Origin of the sequence: Candidatus Terasakiella magnetica (genome assembly GCF_900093605.1) — a bacterium.
Lineage (GTDB): Bacteria > Pseudomonadota > Alphaproteobacteria > Rhodospirillales > Terasakiellaceae > Terasakiella > Terasakiella magnetica.
This window is the reverse complement of record NZ_FLYE01000001.1, coordinates 370044-384420: the sequence shown is the minus strand read 5'-3', so window position 1 is coordinate 384420 and position 14377 is coordinate 370044. Positions and strand designations below refer to the sequence as shown.

Annotated in this window: 13 protein-coding genes; 8 read left to right on the top strand and 5 right to left on the bottom strand. The window is 47.5% G+C overall.

Annotated elements, in window-relative coordinates; genetic code table 11:
- Nucleotides 1-1521 (top strand): anthranilate synthase component I, encoded by a 1521-nt coding sequence (gene trpE, locus MTBPR1_RS01510; RefSeq protein ID WP_069185771.1) that lies wholly within the window; start codon nt 1-3, stop codon nt 1519-1521.
- Nucleotides 1522-1612: 91 nt separating this feature from the next.
- Here trpE and MTBPR1_RS01505 read toward each other — a convergent pair whose 3' ends face one another.
- From MTBPR1_RS01505 to MTBPR1_RS01490, 4 genes are read right to left on the bottom strand one after another with little or no spacing between them, the layout of a single operon-like run.
- Nucleotides 1613-1816 (bottom strand): heavy-metal-associated domain-containing protein, encoded by a 204-nt coding sequence (locus MTBPR1_RS01505; protein ID WP_069185770.1) that lies wholly within the window; start codon nt 1814-1816, stop codon nt 1613-1615.
- 10 nt (nt 1817-1826) lie between these two features.
- Nucleotides 1827-3071: a divergent polysaccharide deacetylase family protein gene (locus MTBPR1_RS01500; protein ID WP_069185769.1), complete on the bottom strand. Its 1245-nt coding sequence runs from the start codon at nt 3069-3071 to the stop codon at nt 1827-1829.
- Nucleotides 3055-3465, bottom strand: coding sequence for a Cu(I)-responsive transcriptional regulator (cueR, locus tag MTBPR1_RS01495; RefSeq protein ID WP_069185768.1), 411 nt, complete (start codon nt 3463-3465; stop codon nt 3055-3057). The genes MTBPR1_RS01500 and cueR overlap by 17 nt, the downstream gene beginning before the upstream one ends.
- Nucleotides 3462-5573 (bottom strand): heavy metal translocating P-type ATPase, encoded by a 2112-nt coding sequence (locus MTBPR1_RS01490; RefSeq protein ID WP_069185767.1) that lies wholly within the window; start codon nt 5571-5573, stop codon nt 3462-3464. The genes cueR and MTBPR1_RS01490 overlap by 4 nt, the downstream gene beginning before the upstream one ends.
- A gap of 180 nt (nt 5574-5753) precedes the next feature.
- Here MTBPR1_RS01490 and MTBPR1_RS01485 point away from each other — a divergent pair, with 180 nt between their 5' ends.
- The 6 genes from MTBPR1_RS01485 to lexA all read left to right on the top strand — a co-directional run bounded on the left by MTBPR1_RS01485 (nt 5754) and on the right by lexA (nt 10687).
- Nucleotides 5754-6332, top strand: a complete 579-nt coding sequence (locus MTBPR1_RS01485) for an anthranilate synthase component II (protein WP_069185766.1) — start codon at nt 5754-5756, stop codon at nt 6330-6332.
- Between the two features lie 4 nt (nt 6333-6336).
- Nucleotides 6337-7356, top strand: a complete 1020-nt coding sequence (trpD, locus tag MTBPR1_RS01480) for an anthranilate phosphoribosyltransferase (RefSeq protein WP_069185765.1) — start codon at nt 6337-6339, stop codon at nt 7354-7356.
- 4 nt (nt 7357-7360) lie between these two features.
- On the top strand, nt 7361-8158 hold the full coding sequence (gene trpC / locus MTBPR1_RS01475; protein ID WP_069186064.1) for an indole-3-glycerol phosphate synthase TrpC: 798 nt from the start codon (nt 7361-7363) through the stop codon (nt 8156-8158).
- 7 nt (nt 8159-8165) lie between these two features.
- The gene (moaC, locus tag MTBPR1_RS01470) at nt 8166-8645 is read left to right on the top strand and encodes a cyclic pyranopterin monophosphate synthase MoaC (RefSeq protein WP_069185764.1); all 480 of its coding nucleotides are present in this window, start codon (nt 8166-8168) and stop codon (nt 8643-8645) included.
- Nucleotides 8642-9862, top strand: a complete 1221-nt coding sequence (locus MTBPR1_RS01465) for a molybdopterin molybdotransferase MoeA (RefSeq protein ID WP_069185763.1) — start codon at nt 8642-8644, stop codon at nt 9860-9862. Before moaC ends, MTBPR1_RS01465 begins: the two co-directional genes overlap by 4 nt.
- A gap of 99 nt (nt 9863-9961) precedes the next feature.
- The gene (lexA, locus tag MTBPR1_RS01460) at nt 9962-10687 is read left to right on the top strand and encodes a transcriptional repressor LexA (protein WP_069185762.1); all 726 of its coding nucleotides are present in this window, start codon (nt 9962-9964) and stop codon (nt 10685-10687) included.
- Nucleotides 10688-10707: 20 nt separating this feature from the next.
- Here lexA and MTBPR1_RS01455 read toward each other — a convergent pair whose 3' ends face one another.
- Nucleotides 10708-12645 (bottom strand): ComEC/Rec2 family competence protein, encoded by a 1938-nt coding sequence (locus tag MTBPR1_RS01455; protein WP_165602589.1) that lies wholly within the window; start codon nt 12643-12645, stop codon nt 10708-10710.
- 221 nt (nt 12646-12866) lie between these two features.
- Between MTBPR1_RS01455 and gltX the strand changes: the two genes are divergently transcribed.
- On the top strand, nt 12867-14279 hold the full coding sequence (gene gltX, locus MTBPR1_RS01450) for a glutamate--tRNA ligase (protein ID WP_069185760.1): 1413 nt from the start codon (nt 12867-12869) through the stop codon (nt 14277-14279).
- The last annotated feature ends 98 nt before the right edge of the window (nt 14280-14377 follow it).

Sequence of the window (14377 nt, the reverse complement as noted above, 5' to 3'; positions counted from 1 at the left end):
ATGAAGACATATCCGGCATTTAAAGATTTTGAGGCGAGCTATAATAAAGGCGAGGCTCAAGTCGTCTGGACAAAGCAGGTTGCGGATTTAGAAACGCCTGTTTCTGCCATGATGAAACTGGCTGATGGCAAGCCTGATAGCTTTTTGCTTGAATCCGTTGAAGGTGGGGCAAAACGTGGTCGTTATTCCTTCCTTGGCTTAAAGCCGGACCTCACATGGCGCTGTTTTGGTCAAAAAGCCGAAATTAACCGCAAGGCTGGCATTGATCGCGATGCGTTTGAGCCTTGTGATAAAGAGTCTTTAAACAGCCTGCGTGCCCTTATTGATGAAAGCTCCATTGATCTACCAGACCATCTGCCCCCTATGGCAGCGGGTCTTGTGGGTTATATGGGCTATGATACGGTACGCTTGATGGAAAAGCTGCCAGATAGTAATCCAGACCCAATTGGCGTTCCCGATGGTTTGTTTATGCGCCCCACCATCATTGCCGCATTTGATAATATTGAAGATGTGGTGACCATTGTTACCCCTGTTCGTGTAGAACAAGGTGTGGATGCGAAAAATGCCTATGATGGCGCGCTTGATCGCCTTCAGGAAATCGTTGAAGATATGCAACAAAGCCTGCGGGTGAATAGAAACTTTAATGATGACATCGGGGATTTGCCCCAACCTGTATCAAACATGTCGCGTGAACAGTTTCATGACATGGTTCATAAGGCACAGGAATATATTCTAGCTGGTGATATCTTTCAGGCGGTTTTATCGCAACGTTTCACCCTGCCCTTTGAATTACCGCATTTTTCCCTTTATCGCTCCCTTCGTCGCCTTAACCCGTCGCCGTTTTTGTTCTTCCTGAATTTTGGTGAATTTACCCTTGTGGGTTCAAGCCCAGAAATTTTGGTACGTCAACGCGATGGTGAAGTGACAATACGCCCAATTGCAGGGACGCGTGTTCGCGGTGCTGATGCAGCAGAAGATCAAGCTTTGAAAGAAGACCTGCTTTCAGACCCAAAAGAGTTGGCAGAACATTTAATGCTGCTGGATTTGGGGCGCAATGATGTGGGGCGTGTGGCAAAAATCGGCACGGTCAAAGTAACCGATCAAATGATTGTCGAGCTTTATTCCCACGTGATGCATATTGTTTCAAACGTTGTGGGTGAGCTGGATAGCGAGCGTTTTGATAATATGGATGCGCTTGTGGGCGGTTTCCCCGCTGGTACGGTTTCCGGTGCGCCAAAAGTGCGCGCTATGGAAATCATTGATGAGCTGGAGCCTGAGCGCCGAAGCTTTTATGCCGGATGTATCGGCTATTTCGGGGCCAATGGCGATATGGATACAGCCATTGCCCTGCGCACAGCCTTGTTAAAAGATGGCAAGATGTATGTGCAAGCTGGCGGTGGTGTGGTTGCTGATAGTAGCCCTGAGGGTGAATATCAAGAAAGCATCAACAAGGCCCGTGCCTTAGTGCGCGCAGCAGAAGAAGCTTATAAATTTGCCTCTGATGAAAGCTCATCAAATTAAGCGATAAATAATGTGTGACACTGGCAAAAGCCAGTGTCCACCTTTGGCCTGATACTGGATGGCTGGCTTTTGCCAGCATGACAGTTTTACCTTATGCCTTACCCATAAAATCAAAGCCCGCATCTTCAACGGCTTCTTTAATGGCAGCTTCATCATCAAGGCCATTGATGGTGACTTTTTTGCTGTCTAGTTCAATTTCAATCTCTGCAGAGTCCTTAATAGACTTAAGCGCATTGGTTACAGCTTGGGCGCAGTGACCACAGGTCATCCCCTCTACGATATAGCTATTAGACATTTTAAACTCCTTAACTGAGGCCTTGGTTTTTCAAGACGATTTGGGAAATGGGAACAAGGGTAAAACCCTTTGATTCAATGAGAGGAAGCCATTCTTTAAGAGCGGCAATTGTGCCATCACGGGGGTGACCAATACCAACAGCGTAACCTGTTTTTAAAGAAACTTTTTCCAATAAACTTAATTGTTTGAGCACAGCATCTTTTTCATTCACATTATCAAGAAAGACGTTGCGCTCAGCAAAAGGCACGCCTTCTTGCAGGGCAATCTTCGCCCCCACAGAACTGGCATTGGTACGGGAGTCTAAAAACAACATTTCACGTGTGCGCAGCTCTTCCATGAGGGCTGTCATGACTTTTTTATTGGCGGTTGCCAAGCTGCCCATATGGTTGTTGACCCCGACATAACCTTCAAAACGCTCAAGGTTCCAATGAATGCGTTCTTTTAAATCTTCATCAGCCAAGCCGGTGTGAAGATGGTTGGGACCTGCATCAACCTTTTGATTAATGGGCTCCATCGGTAAGTGAACAAGCAGTTCGTGGCCTGCCCTTCGTGCCGTACTCGTTTGTTTGCGCAAATTCTTTGAATAAGGAATAAAGGCCATGGTCATGGGGCCGGGCAAGGCCACTGTGCGTGCCGTGCGTTTGCGATCAAGCCCAAGGTCATCAATCACCAGTGCAATCATCGGCTTATGTGGTGTTGGCTTGACTTTTAAGGCATATTTCATCCAGCGCGGCTGTGTCGTGCGAGGGGCTTGGGTTGGTGCAAGAACAGGTTCAGGCTTTTGTACTGTTTTTGGCTTTACGGGAACAATGACCTTAGGCGTATAGACGTCTTGGGGTAGCGCCTCCTCATAGATTGTTGGTGCAGGCGGCTTGGGTTTGGCTGCTAGCTCCACATGTGCAACCCGTGGGGCCTGTTTTTGCTTAAACTCAAGAGTAACAGGCTTTTTGGGTTTGATTTCAACAATCGTTGTATCAATTTCTGCTTCCGTATCGCTTAAGATCAGCGGTGCATCGGGCATACGGATCATACCAACAGGTTCGGTATGGTTTTTATACCAAGCCATGGTGACTTTTTTAGGCGTAACGACTTCTTCCTTGGGCAAAATACGGTCTTTAAAATAGACCCCGCCATAAACAAGTGCGCCCACCAGCAAGACACCAAACATCACCGGATAGTTCAGGCCTTTTTTCTTCGCCTTGCTGCGGCCCTTTTTCTTTTTGCTGTTTTTTCGCTTTTTATTCGGTGCAGCCACAATCACTTTCCTTTGCAAAGCTATTGAGGATCGGACAATCGGGGCGATCGTCACCTTGGCAGCAATCAACAAGGTTTTTCAATGTATTACGAATATCTTCAAGTTCCTGAATGCGAGATTCAATTTCATCGATATGACGCTTGGCAAGTTCGCGCACATCACGCGAGGCACGGTTTTTATCGTTCCATAGCGCCAGAAGGTTACCGACGTCTTTTAGCGGAAAGCCCATTTTGCGCGCACTTTGAATAAAACGCAGAATTTCAACATCTTGGTCGCAATAATCGCGATAGCCATTTTCTGCCCGCGCAGGCTCCGGCATCAAGCCAATGCTCTCATAATAGCGAATGGTCTTTGAGGTTACGCCTGTGAGTTTTGAAACCTTGCTGATATTCATGGCTTCCACCGTTTTAACAATAACGAGTTGGTGACAACACTTACACTACTGAGCGCCATTGCACCACCGGCAATTACCGGATTTAAAAGACCAAAAGCAGCGGCGGGAAGTGCGATCACATTATAGAAAAAGGCCCAAAAAAGGTTCTGTTTGATCTTTTTATAGGTTTCTTTTGAAATTTCAATGGCTTGCGGCACAAGGATCGGGTCTGAGCGCATCAAGGTAATACCCGCGCTATGAATGGCAACGTCTGAACCTGTCCCCATAGCAAAGCTTACATCAGCCGTGGCTAAGGCCGGAGCATCATTGACTCCGTCACCAACCATGGCAACGACAGCGCCTTGTTTTTGGAGTTTAGAAACATGGCTTGCTTTATCTTGGGGAAGCACTTCTGCAAAGGTCGTTTCGATACCGACTTGAGAAGCCAGTTTTTCGGCTGTCCTTTGAGTATCGCCGCTAATCAGGATGGGGTTAATATTTTTTGATTTCAATATATTAACGGCCTGAGTTGAAGTTTCCTTTGAAGTATCGCCAACCGCGAAAATAGAGAGAATTTGCGCCTCGTTTTCAAGCCAGATTACGCTAAATCCGTCATTTTCAAACGTCTCAGCCTGCTCTTGGAAAGCAGATGTATCTGCTTTCATATGCTTGCGGTTACCAAGGCGATAGTGGGTTCCTTCAAGGCTGCCTTCAATGCCGTGGCCTGTTGTGGCTTTGAAATTTTCCACTGTGATGGGGCTATCGGTTGGAAAGGCCTTGGCAAGGGGATGTTCGCTGCCATGTTGTAGGCTGGCGGCAATGTTGAAATATTTGCCACGTTCAGAGGCGATCTGCGGCTTACCTTCTGTGAGCGTGCCCGTTTTATCAAAGATAACCGTATCGATTTGGTTGGCGATTTCAAGGGATTGGGCATCCTTTATTAAAATCCCATATTTGGCCCCAACACCGGTGCCTGCCATAATGGCTGTGGGTGTTGCAAGGCCAAGGGCGCAAGGACACGCAATAACAAGCACGGTGACCGCATTAATGATGGCTTGATCAAGGGTAGCGCCATAAAGGGTCCAGCCGATCAAGGTCACAAGCGCAATCAAACAGACAATGGGGACAAAAACAGCGGCAATTTTATCAGCCAGTTTTTGCACAGGGGCTTTGCTGGCTTGTGCGCCCTGGATCATTTCAATGATTTTGGATAGGACGGTTTCTTTACCCACTGACGTGGTTTTGACAATCAAAAGGCCTGAGCCATTTACGGACCCGCCAGTAACCTTTGCCCCAAATGCCTTGGCAACGGGGAGGCTTTCCCCTGTGAGCATGGACTCATCAACTTCGCTTTCCCCGCTCAGTACTGTGCCATCAACAGGAATATGCTCCCCCGGCTTAATGAGGATTTTATCACCAACGATGATTTCATTGATGGGAACATTGGTTTCACGGTTGTTTTCAAACTTGCGTGCCGTTTCAGGGCGCAGCTTGATAAGGGCGCGAATGGCTTGTGTAACCCCATGCTTGGCGCGGTTCTCCAGCCACTTGCCCAGCAGTACAAGGCTTGTCACGGCTGCGGAGGCTTCAAAGTAAAGGGCGGGATGTGTGTCTGTTGTACCAAAAAGCATATAGAGACTAAGTCCAAAGGCAGCTGTGGTGCCAATGGCAACCAAAAGGTCCATATTGCCTGTAAGCCCCTTTAAAGCCCCCCAAGCAGAGGGATAAAAGCGATAAGTCGCGACAATCTGTACAGGTAAGGCTAAAAACAGCTGAATAAGCCCATCAAGATGGAGGTCTTTGCCAAAAGGCATGGCAATCATAGGGGCAACAAGCGGTGTGGTTAGGGCGAGGCAACCAATTAGCAGGTAAAGCTCGTTTGAATTTGGCTTTTCCTCCTCCTGTTTTGGGGCATCTTCCACAGGGGTTGCGCCAAAACCAGCTTTTTCGATTTTGGTAATGATATCGTCTTGGCTTAAAGTCTCATTGCGAACAAGGACATTGGCCTGTTCAATAGCCAAATTGACACTTGCTTCTTCCACATCATCCATGCGGTTGAGGACTTTTTCGATACGTGCTGAACAGGCTGCACAGCTCATGCCCGTGATTTGTAGTTTATAGGTTGCCATTGTTTTAACTTTCCATCTTACTGTAATGTTATATGCTCCTTCCAGTAAGGGCAAGGTCAAGTGATAAAAATTGCGTCTTGACCTCGCGTCGGTCACCTTGCATTCTGCCCCTTCATGACGGTTTTGAGTCGCTTTTAGTGCTTAGTGTGGTGCTTTAAGTATAGTAAATAAGATATTGAAATGTTTTTATTAATTGATAACTACGATAGCTTTACATACAACCTCGTTCATTATTTTGGTGAACTGGGTGCAGATATAGAAGTACGTCGTAACGATGTGTTAACGGCTGATGAAGCCATGGAAATGGCACCGGATGGAATTATTTTATCGCCCGGTCCATGTGATCCTGATCAGGCTGGTATCTGCCTTGAGTTGATTGAAAAAGCAGCTGGTAAGTTGCCGATCTTTGGTGTGTGTCTTGGTCATCAATCAATCGGTCAGGCATTTGGTGGCAGCGTTGTGCGCGCCCCGCAGCCCATGCATGGCAAGGTCAGCCCCATCGTACACACCAACAAAGGGGTGTTTGTTGATATCCCCTCCCCGCTGGATGTGACGCGTTATCATTCTTTAACGATTGATCCAATGAGCGTACCTGATTGTCTTGAAGTTACAGCAGAAACCCAAGATGGTGTCATCATGGGGGTTCAGCATAAAGAATATCCAATCCATGGGGTGCAGTTCCATCCAGAAAGCATTGCTTCTGAGTATGGACATAAAATTTTGGAAAACTTCCTCACACTTGCCAAAGAACAGGGATAAGCAAATGAGTGACGCAATGAAACCAACCATCGCCAAGGTCGCAGATGGTCAGGCTTTAAGCCAAGATGAAGCCAAAGCCGCCTTTGATCTGATTATGACGGGTGAAGCCACCCAAGCCCAGATCGGTGCGTTTTTGATGGCTTTGCGGGTGCGCGGTGAAACGGTTGATGAAATCACAGCCGCAGCCACAACCATGCGCGAGCAGATGAATAAGGTTTCCGCCCCTGCTGATGCCATTGATATTGTGGGGACAGGCGGGGACGCCAAGGGGACATTGAATATCTCAACAGCCACTGCCCTTGTGGTGGCAGGCTGCGGTCTTTTTGTGGCAAAGCACGGCAATAAAGCTTTGTCGTCAAAATCTGGCGCCGCAGATGTTCTATCTTGCCTTGGGGTGAATATGCAGGCTGAAATCCCGGTGGTAGAAAAAGCTATTGCACAGGCTGGGATCGGTTTCATGATGGCACCGCTTTATCATAGCGCCATGCGCTTTGTCGGTGGACCACGCGTTGAAATGGGCACGCGCACGGTTTTTAACCTGCTTGGGCCTATTTCCAACCCTGCTGGTGTGAAGCGCCAGATGACAGGTGTGTTTGCCAAAGAGTGGGTACGCCCGCTTGCAGAAGTTCTGGGCCGTTTAGGTAGTGAAAAAGTCTGGGTCGTTCATGGTTCTGACGGGATGGATGAGCTCACAACAACAGGTTCGTCCTTTGTGGCAGAATATGCTAACGGCACTGTGCGTGAGTTTGAAATAAATCCGGCAGATTACGGCATCACCCTTGCTCAAGAAGATGATTTAAAAGGTGGCGATGGTGAATATAACGCTGCTGCTATTCATCGCTTACTTGATGGGGAAAAAGGGGCGTACCGCGATGTGGTATTGCTTAATGCCGCAGCGTCCTTAATGGTGGCTGATAAGGTGGAGAGCATTGAGGCGGGTATGGAACTTGCTGCGCAATCCATTGATAGTGGCAAGGCAAAGGACGTTTTGCAAAAACTTGTTACCATCACGAATGAGGGTTAAGCCAGTGAGTGATATTCTTGCAAAAATCTGTGATGACAAGCGTGAGTATGTTGCAGGCTGTAAATCCCGAAAAGATATCAGCATATTGGAAGTCGCCGCCCAACAGGCCTCAGCACCACGTGGTTTTATCAGTGCGTTGCGCTCGCGCGTTCGTGCCAAGCAATATGGCCTGATTGCCGAGATTAAAAAAGCCTCTCCATCTAAAGGGTTGATCCGCGCAGATTTTGACCCGATCACCATTGCCAAATCATATGAGGCAGGTGGGGCGGCATGTATGTCTGTGCTTACCGATGTGCCGTACTTTCAAGGTGCGGATGAATATCTGGTAGTGGCGCGCCAAGCCGTAAACCTTCCGGTCTTGCGCAAGGACTTTATGGTTGATCCTTATCAGGTGGTTGAAGCGCGCGCACTTGGTGCAGATTGTATCTTGATCATCATGGCAGCCCTTAATGATGAAGAAGCTGGCCAGTTAGAAGAACTTGCCATGTCTTATGGGATGGATTGTCTTATTGAGGTCCATGACGAAGAAGAGATGGAACGCGCACTAAAGCTTAAATCCAAATTGATTGGGGTGAATAACCGTAACCTCAAGACCATGGAAATCAGCCTGACAACCACAGAGCGCCTTTCAACCATGGTGCCGCAAGACCGTATGCTTGTGTGTGAAAGCGGGATCTTTAGCCCCGAAGATTTATCACGCATGTCCAAAGTCAATGCGAACTGTTTCTTGGTTGGTGAATCATTAATGCGTCAAGACGATGTAGAAGAAGCAACAAGAACGCTTCTGGCAAAAAAGGACTAAGAAGATTATGGGCGAGAATTTTACGCATATCGATCAAGATGGTAATGCCGTAATGGTGGATGTCTCTGAAAAAGACATTACCGAGCGTGTTGCCACGGCTAAAGGCAGTATCATTATGCAGCCAGAAACATTGGCGCGCATAATGGATGGCACCATGAAGAAAGGTGACGTTCTGCCCGTTGCGCAGCTTGCTGGTATTATGGGGGCGAAAAAGACGCCTGATCTTATTCCGCTATGTCACCCATTGGCATTGACCTCTGTAAAGGTGGAGCTCACCTGCGATCCTGAGCGCAACGCTGTTGATGTGGAAGGCACCTGTAAGCTTAAGGGCCGTACCGGGGTCGAAATGGAAGCTTTAAGTGCGGTCTCCATTGCTTGTTTGACGGTTTATGACATGTGTAAAGCCATCGATAAGGGCATGACGATTACGGATGTGCGCTTGACCTATAAGGACGGCGGTAATTCAGGAAAGTTTATAGCCTCATGAGTTTGCTGCCCCTTGATGAAGCCTTTGCCAAGGTAGAGGCCGGTATCCATACCCTTGCCTCAGAACAAATCAGTGTGGCACAAGCCGTAGGCCGTGTGTTGGCAGAAGATGTAGCAGCGCGCTTAACCCAGCCGCCATCTGCTGTCTCCTCCATGGATGGATATGCGGTTTTATCCTCTGATATTCAAAACCAGCCTGTGAGCTTGACCCGCGTGGGTGAATCACAAGCGGGTGGCCCCTTTGAAGACACGCTTGTGTCAGGTCAATGTGTGCGCATCTTTACAGGTGCTCCCCTACCCGCTGGTGCGGATGCGGTGATCATGCAGGAAGATAGCGATGTAGAGGGCGATCAGATCACTTTTAAAGAAGTGGCCTTTGAAGGTAAGTTTGTGCGCCGTGCGGGCTTGGATTTTAGTGAAGGTGATGTTCTGGTCAAAACGGGGCAATTGCTCAGTGCGCGTGACATCGGCCTTTTATGTGCCATGAATGTCCCATGGGTTAAGGTCTATCGCAAGCCACGCGTTGCCATTCTTGCCACAGGTGATGAGCTGGTCATGCCCGGTGAAGCGGTACGTCAAAGCCAGATTATCAGCTCTAACAGTTTGATGGTCGCTGCTATGGTTACAGCCATGGGCGGGGAAGCAATTAATTTGGGTATTGCAGGCGATACAGAAGAGTCCTTGCGCGCCACATTGGCCGGCCTTGATGGGGCAGATATCCTTGTGACCTCTGGCGGTGTATCAGTTGGGGAATATGACCTTGTGCGCAACGTACTGGGTGAAGAAGGCTTGGATATTGATTTTTGGCGCATTGCCATTAAGCCGGGTAAGCCATTTATGTTTGGCAAAATCGGTGATACGCCTGCCATGGGCTTGCCGGGTAACCCGGTGTCTTCCTATGTAACAGCCTTTATTTTCTTACGTGCCGCATTGCGCAAAATGCAAGGCTTGCCATTTGAGCAGGATAAACCGATCCGGGCGATCCTTGGTGCAGATGTGCCAAAGAACGGTATTCGCCAAGAATATATGCGTGCTGTCTTTTCACGCGATGATGCGGGTCGTTTAGTTGCAACACCGTATGATAAGCAAGATAGCTCTATGCTGGCAAACCTTGCCCATTGTGAAGGGTTTATCATTCGCGCGGTTCATGGCGAAGCTTTAAAGGCAGGTGATGAGACAGACGTGATTTATGTGAATGACAGTTTGCTTTCGGTCTAAGAAAAGTACTTCTTTTGTTCTTGACGATAAGAGGGAACTAAAGTAGAACATTATATGTGTTTTACTTTTGTTCCTTTTTTATTTTGAAGGATGCGACCCATGCTGACGAAAAAACAATATGACCTGCTTTTGTTTCTGGAAAAGCGTTTAAAAGATACAGGTGTGTCGCCCTCTTATGATGAAATGAAAGAAGCGCTGGATTTAAAATCAAAGTCCGGCATTCACCGCTTGATCACAGGGTTGGAAGAACGTGGCTTTATTCGCCGCCTGCCCCATCGTGCCCGTGCGGTTGAAGTGTTGCGCGTGCCTGAAAACCAAGATCAGCTTAATGCGCCACTGCGCTCAGACAGTTCCAAAATCACTGATTTCAATGAAATGAAAAATCAGGTGGGTGGTGTTGAAGCGGCCATTGGCACCAATACAGATGTTCTACCTGATTCTGAAGCGGTCGAGCTGCCCATGGTTGGCAAGATTGCAGCGGGTACGCCCATTGAGGCCTTACAGGATAATTCTAACCATGTGGATGTGCCGGCAAGCCTGTTGGGGCTTGGTAATCACTATGCGTTGGAAGTTGAAGGTGATTCCATGATCGAAGCAGGTATCAATGATGGTGATACGGTTGTGATCCAGAAATGTACCACAGCAGAAAATGGTGCCATTGTTGTGGCACTTGTGGATCAGGAAGAAGCAACTTTAAAGACATTGCGTCGCAAAGGCGGCGCTGTTGCGCTGGAGCCTGCAAACGCAGCTTATCAAACCCGCACCTTTCAGCCAGAACGAGTGAGAATTCAGGGTCGTCTTGTTGGGTTGATCCGTAAATATTAAGGGCTTTGTGTCTGCACGCTTTAATCCCCGTAAACCGTCCAAGGGCGTTGCCCGCGCTTGTCTTTTACGGAAACGATATGAATGTCACCCTCGTTAAAATAGATGGCATGAGCCCCTTTTGTCTTTAGGTCGTGCGCATCAATAATATGGTGCGGTTTTGGGCAATTGAGCGGGCTATTTAACGGGGTAATCAGCAAGTCTGCATTTTGACAGTCTTCTCTTAAGGCAAGGGATTGCCGGTTAAAAATTACTTGCTGGGTTGATTTATGCAGATAACGGCACCCTTGTTGATCACAGTCTAAAAGTTGATCATATGTTTGTGCCGCTGTATCCATCTCTCCCCAGCGTTTTAGCCAGTTGTTTCGGGTATAGCTGCTGTTGCGCATTTGAGACATAAGCACGTGCCCGTTTTCCTGATGAATAGCACTGAGTTTTCCATCCCCATTAATCAAAATATCGGGTGTCTGGTTAAAAAGGTTAAAGCTTAAACCAATCATAAGAACAGCGATGCCAGTATGACGCAAAGGCCCTGTCATAAAGCAAACGATTATCCCGCCTAATGTGATGAGGATGAGGGAGCCAGTTGAGATGGCCTCAATAGAAAGTTGTGCAAAAGGAAGCTCAGCGGTCTGTTGAGCGACCCAAAGCAGGCTTTCAATCCCCCACCCCATGACCATTAAGGGGAAATATTCAAACCCTATTGGCATCAAAGCGAGTGAGAGTAAGCCAAAGGGCATGACCCAGAATACCGTGATGGGAATAGCCAGAAGATTTGCGCCAATCCCCCAAAGGGCGATGCGGTGAAAATGATAGGCCGCAAAAGGCATGGTCGCGCCTGAGGCAATGAGGCTGGAATTAAAAATCTCTTTCACATAACGCACAGGCGCAAAGGAATTGAAATCGGTTTTGCGATTTTCATAAAATGCCACAAGGGCTGTTACGGCAGCGAAAGAAAGCTGGAAGCTGGCCCCAAGCAGGCTTTCTGGGTAAGTCAGTAAAATAACAATGGCGGCTAAGGCCACAGTGCGAAGAGAGATGGCTTTGCGATCAAGCAAGATGCCGCTAAAGACAACTGCGCACATGATAAAGGCGCGCACCGTTGGCACGCTCGCCCCGGTGAGTAATGTAAAGAAAAGGGCTGCGAGTATGGCCCCAACGGCGGCCCATTTTTTAATGGGATAGCGCAAGGCCATGTTGGGGATATAGGCTAAAATCAAGCGAATACTAAAAAAGGCAATGGAGCTGACCAAGCCAATATGAAGGCCTGAAATCGCCAAGAGATGGGCAAGGCCGGATATACGCACGGTTTCGTGGGTGGCTTCATCAATGACATTTTTGTTGCCTGTAAGAAAAGCAATGGCAAGGGCTTTGATATCTTTGTCATCATCTTCATGAAAGGTCTGGCTAATGCGCTCTTGAATAGAAAGGCGCAAATCATCAAACAGGCTGAGAAAACCACCTGGTGTTTCTTTTAGGATTGTAACAGCCCCATAACTAAACCCAATGGCGCCTATTTTTTGAAAGTAGGCATGGCGTTGATAATCAAAACCATCTGGGCTTGAAGGTTGCGGTGGTGGTTTTAACATGGCGCGGGCTTTGACCCATTGACCTGTTCTCACTTGGTTTTTAGTTGAATTTACATGTAATCGCAGGGTGCTTGGCACGTGATCTGCGCGCAATCGGGCGATTTGCAAGTTATCGAGGACAATTTTCACTCCCTTCTCTGTGGGTGTGGCCTGAGCGATTCGGCCCTGAATTACTGCGGGACCAAAGCTATAAGGGAGGATATTTGTATCCACATAATAGCTGCGCAATTGTGCTGAAGAAAAACCGACGAATACTATAGTCAATGCTATAGTACTTAAGTAGGCAATGTAATAATCGCGCAAATAATACGTGGTCACACCACTTATAATTACGCAAGTTAAACCTGTCCAAACAGGTATTTCTGTGGTCATACCAAAATAAAATGCGATCCCAGTACCAAGTAGAACTGGAATCCACAGGAAAAAATTATCTTTTTCTTGGGATTTGAAAGTTCTAATAAGCATTGAAAAATAACGACTTATCGTTTTTTGCCGTTTTTTTAACCACATTTTTTACAAACCAACTAATGCACATCTCTTTTTTATATGGTACACAACGCCACAACTAAAGAAACAACAAAGATTTTGTCTACATGAGTGTCGTTACACGATTTGCACCATCGCCTACTGGCTACCTCCACATTGGAGGGGCGCGCACTGCCCTTTTTAACTGGCTTTATGCCCGTCGTCATAATGGTAAATTCCTTCTTAGAATTGAAGATACCGACCGTGAGCGTTCAACCGACGATGCGGTAGAAAAAATCTATGAAGGCTTAAACTGGCTGGGTCTTGATTGGGACGGTGACGCCGTTTCACAATTTGACCGCCGTGAGCGCCATGCTGAAGTTGCCCAGCAATTGCTGGATGAAGGCAAAGCCTATTATTGCTATTGCACCCCTGAAGAACTCACTGAAATGCGCGAAAAGGCCCGTGCACAAGGTCGCACTGTTGCTTATGATCGCCGCTGGCGCGATAGTGATGCGACACCGCCTGAAGGTGTAAAACCTGTTGTACGTCTAAAAGCACCGCTTGAGGGTGAGACAGTCATTGAAGATTCTGTTCAGGGTGACGTGAAAGTTTCCAACGACAAAATCGATGATATGATTTTGCTGCGCGGCGATGGCACACCGACTTATATGTTGGCTGTGGTTGTTGATGACCATGATATGGGTGTCACCCATGCTATTCGTGGGGATGACCATCTTACCAACGCCTTTCGCCAAAAAGTAATTTATGATGCCATGGGCTGGGAAACACCGCAGTTTGCCCATATTCCACTTATTCATGGATCAGATGGTAAAAAACTGTCTAAACGCCATGGTGCTTTGGCAGCATCGAGTTACCGCGATGAAGGCTTTTTGCCGGAAGCCATGTGTAACTATCTGTTGCGCCTTGGTTGGGGCCGTGGGGATGAAGAATTTATTCCACGCGATAAAGCCATTGAATGGTTTGATCTTGATGGTATCGGCAAAGCGCCAGCACGCTTTGATACGGCCAAACTGACGGCTTTGAATTTTGATTATATCCGCCAATCAGACGATGCGCGACTTGCCGAGCTTGTTTTGCCGCTGATGAAAGCTGAATTGGGCGAGAAATTTAATAGTGAGGGTGAAAGCTGGCTTGTAGCTGGTATGCCCGGACTAAAAGAACGTGCCAAAACTTTGTTGGAACTGGCAGAAAGCGCAAGCTTTTATATGCGCGCCCTGCCCTTTACCTATAATGACAAAGCTTTGAAACTTATGAATAAAGGCAATGCCAAGGAATTGTTAGCGCAGTTTGTGGCAAGCCTTGATACTGTGTCTGACTGGACACAGGAAAACCTTGAAAATGCAGCTAAGTCCTTGGCTGAAAAGCAAGAAGTTGGTTTGGGTAAAATCGCCCAACCCATCCGCGTTGCATTGACAGGTTCAACCGTTTCGCCGTCTGTCTTTGAAGTTATGGCTGTGTTAGGCCATGACGAAACAGTGCGTCGCTTAACAAGCGAGCCTGAAAATCAAGGAGAGTAATTGTTTTTTTGACTTATACGCAGTATTGTCTGCACTAATAATTATAAATGTTAAGTCAGTTCACTTGTGTTGAGCAATCAAGTTCAACCAATTTAATT

Bases quoted from the DNA above. Each gene is read 5' to 3' on its own strand.
- trpE (WP_069185771.1), top strand. From the start codon at position 1: ATGAAGACATATCCGGCATTTAAAGATTTTGAGGCGAGCTATAATAAA.
- MTBPR1_RS01505 (WP_069185770.1), bottom strand. From the start codon at position 1,816: ATGTCTAATAGCTATATCGTAGAGGGGATGACCTGTGGTCACTGCGCC.
- cueR (WP_069185768.1), bottom strand. From the start codon at position 3,465: ATGAATATCAGCAAGGTTTCAAAACTCACAGGCGTAACCTCAAAGACC.
- MTBPR1_RS01490 (WP_069185767.1), bottom strand. From the start codon at position 5,573: ATGGCAACCTATAAACTACAAATCACGGGCATGAGCTGTGCAGCCTGT.
- MTBPR1_RS01485 (WP_069185766.1), top strand. From the start codon at position 5,754: ATGTTTTTATTAATTGATAACTACGATAGCTTTACATACAACCTCGTT.
- trpD (WP_069185765.1), top strand. From the start codon at position 6,337: ATGAGTGACGCAATGAAACCAACCATCGCCAAGGTCGCAGATGGTCAG.
- moaC (WP_069185764.1), top strand. From the start codon at position 8,166: ATGGGCGAGAATTTTACGCATATCGATCAAGATGGTAATGCCGTAATG.
- MTBPR1_RS01465 (WP_069185763.1), top strand. From the start codon at position 8,642: ATGAGTTTGCTGCCCCTTGATGAAGCCTTTGCCAAGGTAGAGGCCGGT.
- lexA (WP_069185762.1), top strand. From the start codon at position 9,962: ATGCTGACGAAAAAACAATATGACCTGCTTTTGTTTCTGGAAAAGCGT.
- MTBPR1_RS01455 (WP_165602589.1), bottom strand. From the start codon at position 12,645: ATGACCACAGAAATACCTGTTTGGACAGGTTTAACTTGCGTAATTATA.
- gltX (WP_069185760.1), top strand. From the start codon at position 12,867: ATGAGTGTCGTTACACGATTTGCACCATCGCCTACTGGCTACCTCCAC.